Raw genomic sequence first — 19,749 nt, 5'->3', positions numbered from 1 at the left:
TTCTCCTGATCGTTCTTCATTTGCACCAGGTTTATAAGGAGTGGTTTCATCCGACATACAGTCGGGACACTCCCTGGCCCCTTCCATACGCGCAGCAAATATCATCCCGCATTTTTTGCAACGAAGGTATCGTAATGTGGGATATTGGCTTTCATCGAACACAAAGTGTACCCATGGTAAAAAAGTAAAAGCTTTTTTGAAAGTACAGGATATTTCCAGCCTGCACTGAATGCAAAGCCGCAGAATATTTCTTTGATTATACCCTATGTGAGTATATTTATCAATAATTAATTATTTGATATCACCGAACATGGCATCCACATAGGCCTGGGGGTCGAAATCCTGAAGATCTTCTATCCCCTCCCCTACGCCGATTTTCCGGATCGGTATATTGAGCTCTTTTGTTAAGGCAACGGCAATACCGCCCTTTGCCGTACCATCGAGCTTGGTAATAATTAGTCCGGTGAGTCCCAGGGCGTCATTGAAAACCCGGGCCTGACGGAGTGCATTCTGTCCGGTGGTGGCATCGATAACCAGAAGAATTTCATTGGGTACATGGGCCGCTTTCCGGCGAAGTACCCGGACTATTTTCTGAAGTTCATTCATCAGGTTGGCTTTTGTATGAAGGCGGCCGGCGGTATCCAGGAGAAGAACATCACTCCCCCGCGATTGCGCGGCTTCCAGTGCATCGAATGCCACCGATGCCGGATCTGCGCCTATGTCCTGAGAAACAAAACCGGCGTTATTGCGCTGAGCCCAGATTCTCAGCTGTTCCACAGCGCCCGCGCGAAAGGTATCGGCGGCACCCAATACAACATCTTTTCCCTCACGGGTATACTCATGACAGAGCTTGCCGATCGTCGTGGTTTTACCTACGCCGTTTACGCCAACAACAAGAACAGTCCACGGCTTGGGAGGAAACTCATCGGGGAATTGAACCACATGAAGACTATCGGCGATGATCTTTTTCATGAGATCATAGGCCTCTTTAGCATCGGTGATCCCCTGTCGCGCAATAGCATCTTTCATTTCATCGATAATCTCCAGACTCAAATCCATCCCGATATCAGCACTGATCAAAGCCTCTTCAATGGTATCGTAAAATGAATCGTCAAAGACAGCCTTTCCTACGATTGTAGCAATCTGGGAACGTGTCTTATTGAGTCCTTCTTTCAGCTTTCCAAAAACATTCATGCTCTTTTATCCCTGTGGTTTTTATTAAAAATAATCTCGGGCACCTCAGGTCATGAAATCAAGAAGGGACTCTGTTTTTTTCTCATAATTCAAGGTGTTTTCGGTTATTACCCGAAGACGTTCCGGTGAGAGGCGTACTGCAGCCACAGCGGCATCATCAAACGGAGGATCGATCTCTCCTTCAAAAGTGGGAAATCCGGCTACATGGGCGATACAATTGGCAGTGTGGACTATCGAAAGCGAGGAATGCTCTTTTTCGCTCTTTAAGGGGGTGTGATGGTACTCTATTGCATCTGCAAGAACATCGGGGAAATTCCAGTGATAAGCGAGTGCTGCTCCGATTTTCATATGTGAACATTGAGGCTCTTCGGATAAATAAAAAGGTTTATTCACCGACTTACTGTGGCTGAGAGCTTCATTCACCCGCTCCGGATCATACCCGCACAAAACAAGCTTACCGATATCATGCAAAATACCAATAGTAAACACTTCATCACTGTCAAAAACATCATCATATCGGTTGAGATGTTTTGCGATCGATTCTGCAATAACTGCGGTAGTAATTGAATGGCGCCAGTAGTTTTTTATGTTGAAAAATGAAGGGAATGTATTTACTCTCAGGTTCGAGAGCACCGATGCCCCCATAACAAGGGAATACAGTCGTTTCTGCCCGAGGAGCACGACAGCATTTTGTAATGATGACACGGTTCTGGGTATTCCGATATAGGCTGAATTTGCCAGTTTCAGTACTTTCCCTGCCATAGCCGGATCCAGTTTGAGCGCATCGACAAGGTCCTGCGCTGAAGACTCGGGATTTGTAATAATTGTCCGGATCCTCTGGAGTACCGGTGATGGTGACGGGAGGTTCTGAAGACGGTCAAAAAGGAGAGCAAATTCTTCCATGTCAATCAATCTCCCGAATTGACTATGGAAAAGAATTCATTTGATTTATCTATTTCATTCTCCACCGTTTCGACAATACGGCGATAGATAGCATCATCCATTTTTAAAAGTGTACGACTCCGTGCCCATTCCCGGGGGCCAGTTTCCCCTTCCCACAGATCGACATTCAGATGGTGTGTAATTATATCGGCCACATGAACAACTGTCACAAGGTCGATAATCTTTCCGGCGGTATCGGGTGCATGATGAGAAACGATGGATGCTTCAAGTTCGATAGGAAGAGCCCATTTATCGGCCAGCATCCTGCCAAGCTCGGCATGGGTGATACCCAGAACCTGGGATTCGGCATCGAGCAGCGAAACATTATTCTCTGCGGCGTACCGGCATGCAGCATGATAATCGTCGTGAAGATACTGATCAAAGACAAGCTTTCCTATGTCGTGGAGAATTCCGGCACAAAAAGCGCTTTCAGGGTCCATCATGCGGATATTCATGAAACTCCGTACAATCGTGCGCGCCGCAAGAGCGCAGACAATTGAATGGCGCCAGAACTGTTTCCGATCGAAATTTTCGCTTTGCATATCGTTGCCGAAAATCTTCATTACCGATGCACTCAGTACAAGTGATTTGATCGTATTAAATCCCAGAATGACTACTGCGCTCGATACCGACGATATGGTACGGGGAATACCGTAGAATGCACTGTTGGCAAGCCGGAGCATTTTACTGGTAAGTGCGGGATCTTTTTCGATTAACCCGGCAGCATCGTCGGCAGAAGTATCGGGTGAATTGACAATTTCGATAAGCCTGGTTACTACCGCCGGGAGTGAGGGAAGCTGATCGATATTTTCGACAACTCTGTTATAGCGTTCGCTCTGTGTGACATCACCCATAACTATTCTCTTTCTATAAAATTTCTCCGGGATCATTTGAGCATATTTCGCCGATACATATTCCCGTATCGGGATTATAGTCGTTGATTGTAACAGTCGCCCAGCTGTTTTTGGGAAGCGTCCGGTTTGGAACACGTACATTCAGATAATTCGAAGTGTACCCGATTACCGGTGATGGATTCTGGACCAGGATTCTCTGAACAACCGGCTTTGCACTGAGGGCAAAATCCTGTTTAGTTTTTTTGAGTATCGAGCGTAAACGAACACTTCGTCTGTTTTTTACCTGATGACAAACTTTGGGGGTAAACGATTCGGCAGGTGTGCCCGGACGGGATGAAAAGCGAAACACATGACCATAGCAGAACCCTGCAGAATGTATTCCCGCCATGGTTTCTTCGAACATCTCGTCGGTTTCACCGGGAAACCCGACAATAAAATCTCCCCCGAGGCAAAGTATCGGATTATTCTTTCGAATCAGGCCCAGTTTCTCGATTGTTGATTCTACAGCCCCGGCATCTCGTCCCATCCGTTCAACAACCCGGGAAGAAAGGCTTTGTACTGAGACATGAAGATGGTTGCAGATTTTTGGGGAAGAGACCACCAGGTCCAGAAGGTCATTGGAAAGATCCCGAGGATCGATAGAGCTTAATCTGATCCGGAAATCACCCTCAAGGGCCACCAAAGCATCCAATAAATCGACAAGATTTGTGCTCTGAGCGTTATGGTACTGACCGATATGTGTTCCGGTCAGTACAATTTCTTTATAGCCGGCCAAAAGAACATGCTTTGCCTGTTGTAACACCGTCCCCATAGAAACGGAGCGGGCCGGTCCACGGACAGAAGGTACGATACAGTAGGTACAGCGAAAATCGCATCCTTCCTGAATTTTCAGAGCGAACCGGGTCCGCAGCGCCTTTTGCACAGGAACGAGCGAAATATTCATGGGAAGGGGCTCTGCGCTTTTTGTATTCAGCGGCGCATGAACACAACCGCCCATACTTTCCGAAATGATGGCGCATATTTGATCTTTGTAAGCATTGCCTACCACCCAGTCGACCGGCATCTTCTTCCGGACCATCTCGGGTTTCTGCTGGGCAAGGCATCCGGTGGCAAGAATTTTTGCCTGTGATGCATTTCTTCGGGATGCCTCGAGCATCCGGCGGGATTTGGCTTCAGCAGTACGAGTGACTGTGCAGGTATTGACAATAATTATATCGGCCTGTGATAGGTCGTTAACAATCCGGTACCCTTTCCGGAGGCAATGGGCGGCAATAGCCTGCAACTCTTCCTGATTTGTCCGACAACCGAGCGATTTCAACGCAATCCGCTTGCCCGTCCCGCTTTGCGAGGCCTGCTTTTGCAAGGAAAATGGATCCGAACACCTTCTTTTTTCTCTGGCTCTTATCATTTGTTACTGTAACGGGTAATACCGTAAAGCGGTGATTTCTATTCCCATTCTTCAAGCGCATCCCTGGCCGATTTGTAAAATGGGATAATCTTGTCGATACTCAGGGTAGAAAAAAGGTCGTTGACTATATAATTTGTGCCTGAAACACGAAGTTTTCCGCCGGTATCTTTGATAAGTTTATTCATATTAAGAATGACACTTACACTCAAACTGTCGAAAAAAGTCAGATCATCAAAGTCGAGAAGGATCCTGTTATGATTTTCCATGGCAAGAAGAAACCGCTGTTTGAAATACCGAGAGCCCCGCGGGTGATTCATAACACCTTTTAAATGAAAAATACAGACATTGTTGAGTGTTTTCTGATCAATCTCGAGCTTGATATCGACCGATTCCTCAAAGATATCGACTTCCGGAGTCAGATCGCTGGAATTATCAGCCAGGGCAAAGATTTTATCCAACCCGGTTTCTTCAAAGAGTTCCCGGATATCTCCCTGCACGTTACGAAGAGAAAGTTGCTCCCCCCGGGACTTCAGTTCTTTTGCGAGCGAGACCAGTGCGCCGATCCCGGAAGAATCAATAAAGACGGTTTTTTTCAGGTCGATCACTATCCGGTCGTTATGTTCATCCATCGCCTCGCTGATAGCTGCCTTCATTTCTTTGACATGAGATCCGCTCAGATTTTCCGGTGCGCACACAGACGTAATATCACCATCTTTATCGACAGCCATTATTCCTCCCTTACCGCAGGAACCTGCGGGAAAGTTCATTGAGAGATATTCGTACAACAGTGGGCCGTCCATGGGGACAGGTATAGGGATTTTCAGCGGCGAAAAGACTGTTGAGCAATCCGTTCATTTCTTCCTGATCGAGTTTCTGACCGGCCCGGACAGCGGTGCCGCAGGCAAAGGCGCTTGCATACCTTTTCTCCGGTTCTGATATTCGACGGGAATCATCTTCATCAAGAAGATATTGTACCATAGTTCGTATTGAATACTCCACATCAGAGTCTTTTAAAAAAGCCGGAATTGCCGCAACGGCTACTGTGTTACCGCCAAAATCCTGGATATCATAACCAAATGCTTTAAAATAGTCGCTCGATGAATTCACAACTGACTTCTCTGAAGCTGTGAGTTCAATTGTGATTGGAAACAGCAGCTGTTGAGATTCGGTTCGCCCATTCCTTAAATCGGAAAGCGTCTGTTCGTAGATAACCCGTTCATGAGCAGCGTGCTGATCGATGAGCAGGATACCATTTTTTATCGGCGCTAATATATAGGTCTCATGGATTTGATAACATGAGATCAGATCATGAAAAATCTTTTTTTCGTTCTCTGATAATTGTACTGTATTATCCATGGTTCCATCAAGTTGTTTTTCCGTTTTGTCGGATTTATAGGTAAATTGCAGTGATGCTTGCGGTTGAGGGATATTGCCGTGCTGATCGACAGTAACTGAAGAAAAGAGTGTTGGAGAAAGCTGTTCGGGTGATTTTGTATCCAACGATGAGGATTCTTCCCGGACAACAGAGTATCGACCCTGTGATTCCGGAGGGTGAAAATCCGGATAAGGAAGCTCATCATTGCCCGGCCTGAGATTGGTATCGACTGCCGATTGCAGTGATGCAAAAACAAAGGAAAACAATGATTTTTCATCATCGAATTTGATAGTTTTTTTTGTCGGATGAACATTGACATCGACTTTGGATGGATCGATATCCAGAAAACAGAAATATGCCGGACGGTACTGGGTTGTTATAAACCGGCGGTAGGCTTCTTTGACAGCATAGGCGACCGAATCGTTATCTGCCCGTCGAAGGTTCACATAGAGATTCTGGTATCGCGGGCGGGCCGATGCATGCGTGGGGGGGGTGACATAGAGAAGAAGCCCCATCTCAGCTCTGCTGTTTCTGCACTCGATTAAATCTTTGGCAAATTCGGTTCCCGCAACCTGAGCTATCCGCATTCGTGGAGAATCGACCGGTGGTGTATCAAATACCCGTTTACCATCAAACCAGGCTTTGAAATGGATCGTGGGAAAAGCGATAGCGACCTGTTCGATCATTTTGAGCATATTCATTCGCTCTGCCTTGCGGGATTTCATGAATTTTTTGCGCGCCGGTACATTAAAAAACAGATCGCGAACCGTGATTGTAGTGCCCTGTACATGGGATTCGGGTTCCGGTTCTGATTTTTCGCCTCCCTGACTATTCACCTTAGTTCCGAGGCCGCTGTCCGAATCGCTTGAAATAATTTCCATTCTACTCACGGCACCGATACTTGCCAGCGCTTCCCCCCTGAATCCCAGGGTGGCAACAGCAAAGAGGTCGTCGGCAGACGTTATTTTGCTTGTCGCATACCGGATCAAACAACGGGAAAGATCATCGCTTGACATACCAACACCGTTGTCGGCAACCCGGATTAATGCAAAACCGGCATCCTCGACAGTGATTTCAATTTTTTCCGCCTCAGCATCGATTGAATTTTCGATCAGCTCTTTGAGCACTGATGACGGCCGCTCAATGACCTCACCGGCAGCGATCTTTTCTACAACCGGGCGGGGAAGAATTTCGATATGATTTCTCATCGGCGCCATAAGCTGGTATAAGGATAGTTACAATGATATTGTCGGGGTTGATTACGGTCGAGCCGGTTGAAAAAATTGAGACTGGAAACAATTATTACCTGGAATTATGCATGGTGAAAATGCGGAAGGGGGGATTTGAACCCCCACGTACTTTCGTACACTAGACCCTGAATCTAGCGCGTCTACCAATTCCACCACTTCCGCAAGTCATCGTGTGACGAATTATCCTGATAAAATATATTGTGGATAAGGAAATAATCGATATAATACGGTCATTCGGTTAAAAAACTATGCCCTAATCGTTTTCATTCCCGATCTTTGTTGCCAGGTCCTTATCAATTCTAACGACCCAGCTGTAAGGACCGTTTTTCTCGGCATTAATAGCCTTTTCGTATCGCTTATCTCTCCAGTATCGTGCCCACGGATGAGGCAATGCGCTTTCCTTTGCAGCTTCACTGATAGCAAGATTTTCATTCATTGCAACAACCGATACGGAAACGACCGAATCATTCTGTGAATTCATAACATCATTCCTTTCTTCAAAGATGTGGCAGCAATTGTATATACCACTTATTCAAAAGGTTTTTTTGTCGGTTTTTAAGAAGAACCTTTTAGGAACATTTTTAAAAATCCGGTAATTCCTGCCATAGAGGTTTCCCGTCTCTTTTTCTCTTTCTATTGATTAATCTGGTGTTTTCACCGAAAAAGGTTGTCTTAGTCGATAAGATCTTTTTGAAGAAGAAATGAGTGGGCAACATCTGCGGGATCTTCATTTTTCTCATCAACCCGGAAATTCAATTCACTCATTTCTTTATCGCTTATAGTTCCCTTGAGCGAAGTTAGTACAGAACGTAGCTGCGGATATTCCTGCACCGTCGTGTTTCGAACCAGCGGTGCGGCAAAATAGGGCGGAAAAAAGTTTTTATCATCCCTGAGGGTAACAAGATTGTATGCCTTGATTTTGCCGTCGGTCTTAAAACTGCAGATAACATCAACCTCACCATCATCAATAGCCCTATACATGAGCCCGGAATCCATTTCTCTGGGAGATTTTTCAAATTTGAAATTATAATGTTGGACCAGACCGGGGTAACCGTCGGGACGTCCCATAAATTCGTGATTGAATCCGGCCTTAAGAATATCGCTCTTCTTTTTAAGATCGGAAATGGTACTGATTGAAAGGCTCTCTGCCAGTGATTTTTTCATGGCTAATGTATAGGTATTATTAAATCCAAAAGGCGGCATCCACAAAAGGTTCCATCGGTTCTTAAACTCTTCCTTTACTTTACGATACAAACTGTCGGGCTCGGTTATTACCTCTTCTTTAAGAATGGCAACCAGTCCTGTGCCGGTATATTCGGCATAGCAATCTAATTTTTCGTTTTTAAGGGCAGTAAAGCAGATAAATGTTCCACCCAGATTAAACTTTCTTTTTACCGGTACGTTCATACGATTTTCTATGAGCTGGGACATTATCTCACCCAGAATTATCTGTTCGGTAAAATTTTTCGTTCCTATTATAATACTACCATTTTGTTTCTTGTTTATTGTAATGATCGAATGTATTCCCAGCCCTACAGCAACAAGGATAACAAGAGCAACGATACTAATTATTAAATAAGGTTTTTTACCCATTACTTTACCCGATTCTCTACATAGGAGGTTTCATCATTGATTCGAATCGTTCGAATATAAAATCAAGAAGAAGTGCCAGGATCGCAGCGGGAACTGCCCCGGCAAGAATCATTGTGTTATTCACCAGAGATATTCCCCGAAAAATAAACTGGCCTAATCCTCCGGCACCAATTGCGGCACAGAGCGTTGCGATACCGATACAGATAACGGTAGAAATCCTGATTCCTGCCATTATCATAGGTGATGCCAGCGGGAACTCAACTTTTGTCAGAAGCTGCCAATCGGTCATTCCGATTCCCCGGGCCGCTTCTTTTATGGAATCATCCACCTGCATAATTCCGGTATATGTATTCCGGATTATCGCAAGAAGAGAATAGAGGAAAAGGGCAACGATTGCGGGGGTAATGCCGATCCCCCCGATAATCGGAATGGGAACCAAAAAGCCAAGGAGAGCGAGGCTGGGGATTGTCTGAACAATTCCGGCCAATCCAAGGACCCATCGCGCCAGCCACTGGATCCTGCTTAAAAGTATACCCAGCGGTACCCCGCATACAATTGCAAGAAATACCGATATACCGGTCAGGGTAATGTGCTGGCCGGTAAGGGTAAGGATTTCCGCTTTTTTTTCAAGCACAAAACGAATAAAAGCCATCATAATACTAAACGTTTTTCCCGAGCAAGTTTTTCTGCATAGTTTATCAGATAATCCCGGTGAGGCCCGATAAAATTTTCAACAAATTTGTTGGCGGGATTATGCAGGATTAAATCGGGATAATTGAGCTGCTGTATGCGGCCATCGTGCATTACAGCGATACGATTTCCGATTTTCACAGCCTCGAAGATATCATGGGTCACAAAAACGACCGATTTACTCAGCTTTTTTTGCAGTTTTACAAACTCATTCTGGAGTTCTTCCCTGGTTATCGGATCGAGCCCGCCAAAGGGTTCATCCATGAGAATAATCTCGGCATTTCCGGCAAGTGCCCGGGCCACACCAGCTCTTTTTTTCTGGCCGCCCGATAACTGAGCTGGATACCTGCTCCCGTAAATCTCAGGGTCAAGATCCACCTTCGAAAGCATTGATCTGACCGTATCATCGATCTTTTTCCGGTTCCACCGTTTTAATCGAGGAATAATGGCGACATTTTCGGCAATAGTCATATGAGGAAACAGGCCGGAGTCCTGAATGACGTACCCGATATTCCTTCTGAGGGCAATAGGATCCCACTCTTTTACATCAATACCGTTAATCTTAATATCCCCGGTATCCGCCTCGATCAATCGGTTGATCAGTTTTAATGTGGTTGTCTTGCCACATCCGGATAAACCGACAAGAACAAAGATTTCTCCATCTTTTACCAGAAAACTGAGGTCTTTTGCCCCGTAAGTGTCTGCATTATAGTGTTTGCTGACGTTTTTAAATTCAATCATTCCGGGTTAATTATTGCGGTCGTTCATTTTCATATCAGATACCTTTCGTCCGATAACCGCTGCATAATGAAGCTTTTTCCCGGTAATTGAAAGGCGATGGCAATAGTTTTTGCTCGCACAAATCGAAATACTCGTATCAAGATTTGTGTGTAAAAGATCCTTGAATCCTGTAAAATCTTTATCTGAAAGGAATGTCTCTTTAATATTAAAAGCGATCCATCCGCCATCTTCAACCAGATTGAAAGCATTGATAAATGCCTGGGTTGGAATGTCACCGAAACCAAGGGCGGCAACAGTAATCAGGGAATTGAACTTATGAGTAAGCAATGACTTGGTTGTAAAAACATCCATCTGACTTAAATCCATGACAGCGTAGTCATGATAGACTCCCGGACGGTCACGGTATGCGGCTTCGCACGCTTCCGGAATAATATCTGCACCCACAACCCGGCTAACGCCGATTTTCCGGAGTTCTTCACCTACAATACCATTTCCTGCACCAAAATCGAGAACTGAAAGGTTTTTCGGATCAGCACCTTCCCTGGCCATCTCCTCTTTTAACATCGATACAATAACCCGCGGTGAGCAGCATTGAAGGCTATTATAGAATATTTCTTCATATAAACCGGGCACCTGATAAATCTCATCATAGTTATGTAATCTCACTTTTCGCTTACATTCACCATCATCAAACAATACCCATTCTTTGTCTTGAGACAAACCGGATATTTCGGGAAATGTGATATCGTATCGCTTAAGAGTTGCAGGCATTTTCTGGATCTCCTTTCAGATAAGTGGGACCAATGAGATGAACAGAATTTCAGGGATATACAAATCTTTTTCCCTGCTAATCTTTTCCCTGCTAATTTGCTTCTATATAGAAGCACCTGTTATGCCCTACTGTTTTTTCAGTTTCATTCAGGCTCATCATTATTCCCAACAAAAAGTATTTTGACTTTATTTGTATGTAATAATAATATATTTTGCTATATAGATGCAATATTTATTATTTTTTTGTGTTACTTTAATTGTCATTTTAATGTTAACTTAATGTACTACTAACAAGAATGTCACATACTATCTCAATTCCACATAATATCCGGGTCAAGCCAACATCGCTTGAGCAGTATCTCAAAGAGATAAGCAAAAGCAAATCGCTTTCACGGGAAGATGAGTTCCAGTTGGCTCGACGGATTAAAAAAGGCGATAAGTCGGCATTGAAAGAGCTGGTCGAGTGCAATCTTCGTTTTGTTGTAGGAGTTGCCCGTACTTATCAGAATCAGGGTTTGCCGCTCAACGATTTAATCAACGAAGGGAATCTTGGGCTGATTAAGGCGGCGAAACGGTTTGATGAAAACAAGAATTTCAAATTCATTTCCTATGCCGTCTGGTGGATCCGCCAGTCTATTCTTCAGGCTCTGGCTAACCAATCGCGAATAACCAAATTGCCACTTAATCAGGTGGGAACTATCCACAAAATCGGAAAAGCCCAGAGCAAACTGGAACAGCGAAAAAGCAGGACTCCCGATATTGAAGAAATCGCCGATGACTTGGATCTCGATAAGGACAGGGTGATCGATGCTGTTCGTATCGGCAACAATCATGCGTCACTGGATGCTCCCCTGGCTCAGGGGAAGGACCTGAAACTTCTTGATATTCTTACCAACTCAACGATATCATCACCCGACAGCAATGTCAATTCCGTATCGCTTCGGCAGAAGATCTATAATGTTTTGAGTTCATTGTGCGATAAGGAGAAAGAGATACTTATCCTTTATTTTGGTATCAACGACGGTGTTCCGCTTACATTGGATGAGATATCGCAGCGGTTCGACATTACCCGGGAACGGGTCAGGCAACTCAAGCAAAGAGCAATCCAGAAACTGAAAGATTCTCCTGAAACACAATTGCTTCGTGCATACCATTAAATGAAATAATACACCAATATTTGACGAGGTTTCATATGCTTAATGTAACCGGAAGAGCAAAACAACAGCTGAAAGAGCTTTTAGAGAGTAAGGGAAGCGATCCGAAAAGTGCAATCAGACTTGTTGTTTCTCCTCATAAGGAGGGGAAATTACGGATGGTTATTGATGAACCACAGGGTAACGACCAGATCGTTAAAAATGATGGAAATGAGGAGATTCTGATATTTGACTCAAAATTGCAGCCGGTTCTTGAGGGCAAAGTTCTTGATTACCCAGAGGACAATCAGGACGCTGCATTTACTCTATCAAATATTCCGGATCAAAATTCGAAATAATTATATTGTTGACCTGAAAAATATCAAACCTGTTAGTTGTATTAGTTCGCGTGGACATTTTATTTTTTTCAAGTATGCCTCGAAAACTTAATGTTAACAAGCCCTACTTTTCTATTGGGGCAGTCGCTGAAATTTTAAATATTCAACCCCGGATGCTCAGGCTTTACGAAGAACGGGGATTGATTACGCCTTCCCGTACTGAAGGAAATCGGCGGCTCTATTCGTTAAAGGATATCGATGTTCTGGCGTATATACATTATTTAGGATGTGTCAAAAGAGTAAATATCGCCGGTATTATCGAGATCCAGAAACTACTGCACAAGCTCGATGATAAAACGCGGAATGAGTATCTGGAAGAAATCGAGAAGGAAATCGAAGATCTTCCTTCAGAAAAAAAGAAGGCTTATTCGGGTGAAGACAAAGCTTTTTCGGAAGTGGTGATTAAAGAGGCCGAAGAATATGTTTCGAAAGTAACCGATAAAAGCAAATAAAATTATTTATTTTTCCCCTGGACTATCATTCCTCCCTGCTTGTACCCATTTCCTGATACTCCACTCTGCTCCCAATGCAAAATCAACTTTGCTCCAGAACTTAGCGATAACACCAAAGAGCAGGATTACTCCTGAAATTAAGAATCCTGTTCCAAAAGCGGAAAATAGCTTGTAGACATCGAGCCATTGCGCCATCTGACGAAACAGAAAAACATGTACTATCAGAAGCGTTAATGAACATCTTCCAAGCAAAGTAATGGCAGAGCGTTCATTGAAAACATTTTTGTTTTCCATGTAGCGGTAGAAAATAAGAAGAAAAACCACTGCGGCCGAGAGAAGCAGAAGCAGGGGTGGAAAGGGAGGATAGATCCGGCTGGTGAGGGCAACAAACCTGTAAAGAGTATGATCTTTCGAGACATGGAGTATTAAGCTGTTCATAGCAGGAAATAGCGCCCCAAGTACCAGAAAGAGTCCTCCCAGAGCAAGGCAAAACCGGGTCTGACGATTTATAAGAAGCTTTCCGGTGACAATACCAAAACAGAACAGACCAAACCAGGGGAATATCGGAAAATGGCCTTCAAAGAACATCAATCGCAACACCCCACCCGGCAGTGTGGTATCGCCCATTGCGTGGTTATATAGTTTATAGGGAGTTTGCAGAATTTCCTGTCCCAGAGGGGCGATAAAAAGAGCAAAAAAACCGATTGCTAAAACCGTGATCGAATTGTGCCGGAGCACCAGTGGCGAGAGAAGGATAGAGAAGCCGATCAGGTGCAACACATACCAGCTTCCCCAGGTAAACCATCCGGGCGTAATCACATTGAGCAGATAACCGAATCCGATTATGCAAAGCCCCCGAATAAATAGGACACATTTGGTCCCGGAGTTTTTATTGATGAAATAAACCGTCCCTACGCCGGCTAAAACAATAAAAATCGGTGCCGCGAGCCCGCCGAGAGCATTAAACCCGATCAGTAAAGGATAGCGGCTGAGTTGTGAACGGATATCGTTCCAGGGATTGTTCCAGAGCCATTTGCCGAGATGCTGCTGGACCATGAGTATGACAGCAGTTCCCCGAAGAGCATCGATGTACGCGCCGCGTTTAGAAAGAATTTGAGGAATCATCAACGATTTTTCTTTCGGTACTCCACCTCTTTATCACTCCAATTTTTTACTCCCTGCTCTGTATACTATCTATATATCCATTCATACCGTCGGTAATATTTGCCGCATTAGCTTCATCGGTGTCCAGATGCATCGCCAGTTTATACCGGGGATTCACCCGTACTAAAATATCACCGTATACCAGTTCCCGGTCGCCGCCGACACGCATGCGGACAACATATCGGTCACGCAGTCCTAATTTCAGAGCATCTTCGGGTGCCATGTGAATATGACGCATTGCGCAGATAACCCCCTTATCGATTGACACACTACTTCCATCGGCTTCAAGGATAATGCCCGGGGTATTGGCAAGGTCTCCCGATTCCCGTATGGGTGGATGGATTCCCAGTTTATACTGTTCGGTCATGGAAATTTCCACTTGAGTCTCTTTCCGCACCGGTCCCAGAACCCGTACCCGTTCAACTTTTCCCTTAGGCCCCACAAATGTCACTCTCTCTTTGCAGGCAAACTGTCCGGGCTGGGAAAGATCACCGATTGGGGTCAACTGGTGACCCATTCCGAAAAGGCGTTCCACATGGTCTTGTGAAAGATGAACATGATGAGCGGAAACTTCAATGGGAATCGGAGTTTCCTTCTGTGAAGATACAATCCGGGTAATATATTCTGTCTGGATTGTTCTGAGCGTTTCCCTGGCGATCATCCGTTCCTCATCGGTTTGAATGACCAGGATTCTGACCGGTGATCCTTCGTGAGAAATATCTGTTACAGCGCCGTCACTGGGAACCGAATGATTTTTCGACTCATCGATATCAATCCCCATGTAGCCGAGTCCCTGACAGGAAAGGCTCCTCACTCCAGGACTTTTATATCCTATTCCCCCGGTAAACACAACCACATCAAGCCCCTGCATCGCCGCCACATAGGCCCCGATATATTTACGTATGTGATAACAGAATGATTTGTATGCCAGAAGAGCACGGTGCTCTCCCCTTTCCGCGGCATCTTCGATTTCCCGCATATCGTTTGAGATTCCCGATATTCCCTTTAATCCGCTCTCTTTATTAATTAAATGATCCAGTTCATCAACCGACATGTTTTCGGTCCGCATGAGATGGAGCAGTATTGACGGATCGATATCACCTGTCCGGGTTCCCATAATCAAACCGGGCGTGGGAGTAAAACCCATGCTCGTATCAACCGACCGTCCATGGTCGATTGCGCACATGGATGCTCCGTTTCCCAGGTGACACGAAATTATTTCGAGTTCATTGAACGGGCGATGCAAATATTCGGCGGCTTTGAGGGATATGTAGAAATGAGACATCCCATGGAATCCGTAACGGCGGATTTTTTTCTCTTTATACAGTTCATAGGGAAGCCCATACATATAGGCATAGGGCGGGAGTGTATGATGAAAGGTCGTATCGAACACAGCAACATGGGGTACAGAATGAAAAATCTTCTGTGCCTCGCGAATGCCGATAATATTCACGGGGTTATGAAGGGGGGCCAGAACGGCGGCATCCTCAATTGCTTTCATTGTCGTATCATCGATAATAACCGGCCCGGAAAATTGATCACCTCCATGAACAACCCGGTGCCCCACCGCCGTAATATCGCCGGGAGATTTGATTACCTTACATTTATCGACAAGATAATCGATCACGGCTCTGAATGCATCGGCATGATCTCCCCCGGGAAGCTCATCGGAGCTGCGTGTAGTGCTGTACGATGATAAATGTATCAACCGTGACTCACCGATTCGCTCCACCACACCACGGATTTCTGCACCCGGATTCCCGGTATCAAAAAGGGTGTATTTTAATGATGACGATCCGCAGTTGATAATGAGTATTTTTGAAGGCATTTCGGTCCGAAGCCTGAACCCATAGGGATCATCGCTTTTGTGTAACGCTTCGGAGGTAACCTCCATACCGGGAGCATAACCCTTTGACCGCCGGGCTATGAGTTTCGACAGATATCGGATTGCGGGCGGATGAGTTATCACCATCGAAGAAAAAAGTGTCTGGGGAATGAGCAGTGTTTTACACCGGGTTATTCCGATTACATCAGCAACTGTTTTATCCCCGGTCATAAGTGACATTTCGCCGTAAATATCTCCCGGTTCAAGAATTGCTACCTTATATTTTTTACCGGTATTGTCGGTTACCGATACTTCGGCGGTGCCCTCAAGTATAACGCCGAGAAATCTTCCTTCTTCACCAAACTCGACAACCGCTTCCTTACCCTCGAATGTGGTAACACGGGAATGGTCGATTAATTTCTGAATCTTTTCTTCAGAAAAACCCGTAAAGAGAGGAACGTTTTGGAGAAGGAAACCCATTAAAATTGAATTATTCATATTTTTATCAGTTGTCATAAGAAATGTTTTCTACCTCTCAAATTCCAATGCTCATAAGACAATCAAATCCCGAATACTATAGATGTTATTGCACTATCCGGCATCCAGCCACAAGAGACACGTATCGTTTCTCTATTCCGTGCCTTTGGGGGTGTTCCGCGGAAAACATTTCAATTGGTATAGGGCGATGACAGTTCTTCTTTGAATTCCATGCCGTAAATGTCGAGCACCGTGATAAAGAGCGAAACAATCACCGGTCCTACAATAAAGCCCATGACACCAAAGATTGCGATCCCGCCCAGGGTCGAGAAAAATATCAGAAGGTCATGCATTTTGGCATCTTTCCCCACCAGTCGGGGCCTGAGAAGGTTATCGATATTTGAAATGACAACGGTACTGACTATTGCGATACCGACACCCTGCCAGATATTGCCCAGAAGAATCTGTATAATTGCAGCAGGAACCATCACAAGCCACGCGCCAATCATGGGTATGATCGAGAGGATTACCATGATAAATCCCCATAAAAGCCATGTGTTTATGCCGAAGATAAGGAGTGTTATTCCACCGATCGCTCCCTGGGTCAATCCAACCAGAAAGGTTCCTTTGACAGTTGCGCGAGATATGAGAAGAAACCTGCTGAAAATGAGGTCTTCATAATCGTTCCGCAAGGGGCTCAGATACCGGAGATGGCGTATAATGTGTTCACCATCAATAAAGAAATAAAACATGGTAAAAAACATGATTGCAAGATTGGCGGCAAGCTGGAGAACACCGGTGGATGTCCGGCTGAAAGCAGCGGTCAAAATCTTGCCGAGTGATTTGGCTGCATCCTGCAGTGATGATCTCCAGTCTATCTGACTCAGCCTGAGCCAGCTAACCAGCTTGAAATCTTGCAGCTGCCCAAGAATACCTTCCTCTCCCCTGCTGATTACCTCCCGTATTTTCGGTTCTGCAGTAGTGTATAATTCGATTGTCTGAAGAGTCACGAGGTGAACCAAAATATAGGCAGGAATAAGTACTCCCAGAATAAGAATCAGACAGGTGAGTACGGAGCAGAGGGCCTTTTTGTGCTTGAAGTGTTTCAAAAACCATTGATATAACGGATAGAAAAGAGTCGCAAAAGTAGCGGCAAGAACCAGGGGGACCAGAAACTGTTTAATAATAGGAACAAGCATCAGGCCGAGAAGGACAAGCATGACAACGAGGACTTTTCGGTTGAGACGGGCACCAGTGGCTTTATAGGCGGACGAATGGTGTCCGATATTCAGGGAATCCGGTTGAGTCGATTTCACCGGAAACTTCTCTACCGGTTTGTTTCTCTGCTCCTCATCAGGATTCGGGCCCGCAGACTGTTCCGCAGGTTTTTCCGAATGAGAATCAACTGTTTCCGGGCTTTTGGGATTTTCCGGTGAATCCTGCTCTTTTTGAGGATTATTGTTTTTTTCAGGTACGGGATTTTCGGGCATATAAACTCCATAATGGAAAGTTATTGTTCATAAAAATAGCTGTGCAGGGCAGCGAAATCAAGGAAAGGATTATTTAATTACTGTTATGGCGTTTTTGCACCGCAAAAGTTTCGGTGATTCGCGGAGCTTTGGAGGGATTACCGGCATTCCGATTGAAAGCGAGGAGGGGATGTGGATTTGTTTATGGCAATTCTTTGTTTTGTATTTTTTTAGATTGATATTTTTATCTTTCTGATCAGCGATTATCAGCTATATTAGCGTAATTAGCGTTCTATTTTGGACAAGACTGAATTCCGATATTTAGTTTCACACCCTGAAAAGAAATATTTGCATTTATGCCATATCGATAGTATATTTGTAATACAAGTGCAATATCGATAGAGGCTTTATGGAAACCGTGAAAATTTCGCCGAAATTCCAGGTAGTTATCCCGCGCAGCATCCGTGAATCGATGCATCTTCAGCCGGGACAAAAAATGCAGGTTGTGGAATTCGGGGATCGCATAGAGTTTGTTCCTCTCCGCACATTGGGTGACCTGAGGGGCTTTGCACGCGGTATTAATACGACAATCGATCGTGAGCAGGACCGCGTATGAACCTTGTTGATTCTTCCGGATGGCTTGCATTTCTGGCTGACAGCGCAAACGCAGAAAAATTTGCCGAACCGATACAGGATATCGGCAACCTGCTTGTTCCATCGATAGTTATTTACGAAGTAACCGAGGTGTTGATGCGGGAAAAGGGGGCCGATTCGGCAATAGTCGCGCAGGCACATTTACAACAGGGATCCGTTGTCGATTTGACCGCAAGCCTGGCGTGTAATGCAGCATTGATCAGCCTGCAATTCTCTCTTCCCATGGCAGATAGTATTATCCTTGCTACCGCCCGTAAGTATAACGCAGTAGTATGGACCCAGGACAGTGATTTTGAGGGGCGTGAAGGGGTTATATTCTTTCCTGCTTAAAACCGGTATCACGTCCAATACAGCATATACAGAAAATCACAACCAGAATATATTCGAAATATGAGTAGCTCACAGCCTTCCAGCCTGGCATAATTGTTATCTACCTGCTATTTGTCTGATTCCACACCTTCCGAAGATCTTTCATTCGCGCATACACAACAGACCCTTTACCTTCCGATGCCAGAAAACGATCGCAATAATCCAGGACACTATCAAGCTCGCTGAAATTTTTCTCATTAAGGCTGACCGGATGGGAATTAGATACCACGATTGAATGCCGTCAATAATAAATCCGGAATCGTTGGAATCAGGAGCGACCGGTACAGGCGCTGAGAGTTTTTCGGTTGGAGCAATCGAAGAATCCCTGCTGCAAAAAAAAATCGCGGCAATCAAAATAAGAAACAGAGTTCTACATGGCATGTTGTGCATTGATAAAAAATAATAGCCGGTTGCAGGTGATTTTGAGAAATTAATTGATTGGTTCAGAAAAATCCCGCTATTGATTTTTTCAAAGCATATTTATGAAGTCAATATATATTTGTTGTTATGCTCCATTTTATATTTTGATTACATACTGTTTGCGTAAAAGGCGAAACCTCTTAAAATTCATCGAGGGAAAAATAGTGATCGGAAAAATTACCGGAATTGTGCCGGATGACCTAATCAAATGTGTCCGGGCGGTTGCGTTCCTGGCACCATGGTGTTTTATGCCAGCCATCGCCGCTACCCAGATCGAATGGACCCCGCTTCACGAACCCGGATCCGGCGGCCGGCTTACTTCGATTGCAGTCAGCCCCCACGATCCCAACCATGTCCTTTTAGGCGGCGATATGTTGGGTATTGGCGTCAGTTTTGATAAAGGAGATTCATGGCTTGCGACTTTCGGCCTTCCGAGCTGGGAGATCGGCGATTTTACGTTTCACCCTGAAAATCCTGATATAATCTGGGCAGCCACCATGAGCGGGCCCTGCAAAAGCACCGACAAAGGAGTCACCTGGGCAAGCAAGCGAAACGGCATGCCCGATATCG

General features: G+C 45.0%; 21 protein-coding genes and 1 tRNA gene. 6 read left to right on the top strand and 16 right to left on the bottom strand.

The window, feature by feature from the left end:
* Nucleotides 1-291 precede the first annotated feature (291 nt).
* The 12 genes from ftsY to GF401_17330 form a co-directional block, all read right to left on the bottom strand.
* Nucleotides 292-1,194, bottom strand: a complete 903-nt coding sequence (gene ftsY / locus GF401_17385; protein MBD3346832.1) for a signal recognition particle-docking protein FtsY — start codon at nucleotides 1,192-1,194, stop codon at nucleotides 292-294.
* Nucleotides 1,195-1,239: 45 nt separating this feature from the next.
* Nucleotides 1,240-2,097, bottom strand: a complete 858-nt coding sequence (locus tag GF401_17380; protein MBD3346831.1) for an HDOD domain-containing protein — start codon at nucleotides 2,095-2,097, stop codon at nucleotides 1,240-1,242.
* 5 nt (nucleotides 2,098-2,102) lie between these two features.
* Nucleotides 2,103-3,131, bottom strand: coding sequence for an HDOD domain-containing protein (locus GF401_17375; protein MBD3346830.1), 1,029 nt, complete (start codon nucleotides 3,129-3,131; stop codon nucleotides 2,103-2,105).
* Nucleotides 3,004-4,398 carry a tRNA (N(6)-L-threonylcarbamoyladenosine(37)-C(2))-methylthiotransferase MtaB gene (gene mtaB / locus GF401_17370; protein ID MBD3346829.1) on the bottom strand — a complete coding sequence of 465 codons (1,395 nt, stop codon included), beginning with the start codon at nucleotides 4,396-4,398 and terminating at the stop codon, nucleotides 3,004-3,006. Before mtaB ends, GF401_17375 begins: the two co-directional genes overlap by 128 nt.
* A gap of 38 nt (nucleotides 4,399-4,436) precedes the next feature.
* Entirely contained in the window at nucleotides 4,437-5,198 is a 762-nt protein-coding gene (locus tag GF401_17365) for an anti-sigma factor antagonist (GenBank protein ID MBD3346828.1), read from the bottom strand.
* A complete protein-coding gene (gene mutL / locus GF401_17360) occupies nucleotides 5,137-6,990 on the bottom strand; it encodes a DNA mismatch repair endonuclease MutL (protein MBD3346827.1) in 1,854 nt (617 codons plus the stop codon). Before mutL ends, GF401_17365 begins: the two co-directional genes overlap by 62 nt.
* Before the next feature lie 111 nt (nucleotides 6,991-7,101).
* Nucleotides 7,102-7,185 (bottom strand) — tRNA-Leu (locus GF401_17355).
* Between the two features lie 91 nt (nucleotides 7,186-7,276).
* Entirely contained in the window at nucleotides 7,277-7,504 is a 228-nt protein-coding gene (locus GF401_17350; protein MBD3346826.1) for a hypothetical protein, read from the bottom strand.
* Nucleotides 7,505-7,695: 191 nt separating this feature from the next.
* Nucleotides 7,696-8,616, bottom strand: coding sequence for a glycine/betaine ABC transporter substrate-binding protein (locus GF401_17345; GenBank protein ID MBD3346825.1), 921 nt, complete (start codon nucleotides 8,614-8,616; stop codon nucleotides 7,696-7,698).
* A gap of 16 nt (nucleotides 8,617-8,632) precedes the next feature.
* Nucleotides 8,633-9,271, bottom strand: coding sequence for an ABC transporter permease subunit (locus tag GF401_17340; GenBank protein ID MBD3346824.1), 639 nt, complete (start codon nucleotides 9,269-9,271; stop codon nucleotides 8,633-8,635).
* Nucleotides 9,268-10,047: an ATP-binding cassette domain-containing protein gene (locus GF401_17335; protein MBD3346823.1), complete on the bottom strand. Its 780-nt coding sequence runs from the start codon at nucleotides 10,045-10,047 to the stop codon at nucleotides 9,268-9,270. Before GF401_17335 ends, GF401_17340 begins: the two co-directional genes overlap by 4 nt.
* A 6-nt stretch (nucleotides 10,048-10,053) precedes the next feature.
* Complete coding sequence (locus GF401_17330; GenBank protein ID MBD3346822.1) at nucleotides 10,054-10,818, bottom strand: methyltransferase domain-containing protein; 765 nt, start codon at nucleotides 10,816-10,818, stop codon at nucleotides 10,054-10,056.
* A 296-nt stretch (nucleotides 10,819-11,114) separates the two neighbouring features.
* On the opposite strand from GF401_17330, the gene GF401_17325 reads away from it, so the two are divergent.
* The 3 genes from GF401_17325 (at nucleotide 11,115) to GF401_17315 (ending at nucleotide 12,801) form a co-directional block, all read left to right on the top strand.
* Nucleotides 11,115-11,975, top strand: a complete 861-nt coding sequence (locus tag GF401_17325) for a sigma-70 family RNA polymerase sigma factor (GenBank protein ID MBD3346821.1) — start codon at nucleotides 11,115-11,117, stop codon at nucleotides 11,973-11,975.
* 35 nt (nucleotides 11,976-12,010) lie between these two features.
* Entirely contained in the window at nucleotides 12,011-12,310 is a 300-nt protein-coding gene (locus GF401_17320; GenBank protein MBD3346820.1) for a hypothetical protein, read from the top strand.
* Between the two features lie 74 nt (nucleotides 12,311-12,384).
* On the top strand, nucleotides 12,385-12,801 hold the full coding sequence (locus GF401_17315; protein MBD3346819.1) for a MerR family transcriptional regulator: 417 nt from the start codon (nucleotides 12,385-12,387) through the stop codon (nucleotides 12,799-12,801).
* Nucleotides 12,802-12,807: 6 nt separating this feature from the next.
* Here the strand turns inward: GF401_17315 and GF401_17310 are convergent, their stop codons facing one another.
* From GF401_17310 to GF401_17300, 3 genes are all read right to left on the bottom strand, one after another.
* Entirely contained in the window at nucleotides 12,808-13,926 is a 1,119-nt protein-coding gene (locus GF401_17310; protein MBD3346818.1) for a DUF418 domain-containing transporter, read from the bottom strand.
* A gap of 46 nt (nucleotides 13,927-13,972) precedes the next feature.
* Nucleotides 13,973-16,288: an acetate/propionate family kinase gene (locus GF401_17305; GenBank protein MBD3346817.1), complete on the bottom strand. Its 2,316-nt coding sequence runs from the start codon at nucleotides 16,286-16,288 to the stop codon at nucleotides 13,973-13,975.
* Between the two features lie 170 nt (nucleotides 16,289-16,458).
* Nucleotides 16,459-17,757, bottom strand: a complete 1,299-nt coding sequence (locus tag GF401_17300; protein ID MBD3346816.1) for an AI-2E family transporter — start codon at nucleotides 17,755-17,757, stop codon at nucleotides 16,459-16,461.
* Nucleotides 17,758-18,145: 388 nt separating this feature from the next.
* Between GF401_17300 and GF401_17295 the strand changes: the two genes are divergently transcribed.
* Entirely contained in the window at nucleotides 18,146-18,352 is a 207-nt protein-coding gene (locus tag GF401_17295) for an AbrB family transcriptional regulator (protein MBD3346815.1), read from the top strand.
* Entirely contained in the window at nucleotides 18,349-18,720 is a 372-nt protein-coding gene (locus GF401_17290; GenBank protein MBD3346814.1) for a PIN domain-containing protein, read from the top strand. The genes GF401_17295 and GF401_17290 overlap by 4 nt, the downstream gene beginning before the upstream one ends.
* Nucleotides 18,721-18,820: 100 nt before the next feature.
* Here GF401_17290 and GF401_17285 read toward each other — a convergent pair whose 3' ends face one another.
* Entirely contained in the window at nucleotides 18,821-18,988 is a 168-nt protein-coding gene (locus GF401_17285) for a hypothetical protein (GenBank protein ID MBD3346813.1), read from the bottom strand.
* A gap of 355 nt (nucleotides 18,989-19,343) precedes the next feature.
* Between GF401_17285 and GF401_17280 the strand changes: the two genes are divergently transcribed.
* Nucleotides 19,344-19,749 (top strand): hypothetical protein (locus GF401_17280; protein MBD3346812.1); only part of this gene is annotated, 406 nt, incomplete at its 3' end.

The sequence above is a fragment of the Chitinivibrionales bacterium genome (assembly GCA_014728215.1).
In the GTDB taxonomy this organism is placed as follows: domain Bacteria; phylum Fibrobacterota; class Chitinivibrionia; order Chitinivibrionales; family WJKA01; genus WJKA01.
This window is presented reverse-complemented; position numbering and strand designations above follow the sequence as displayed.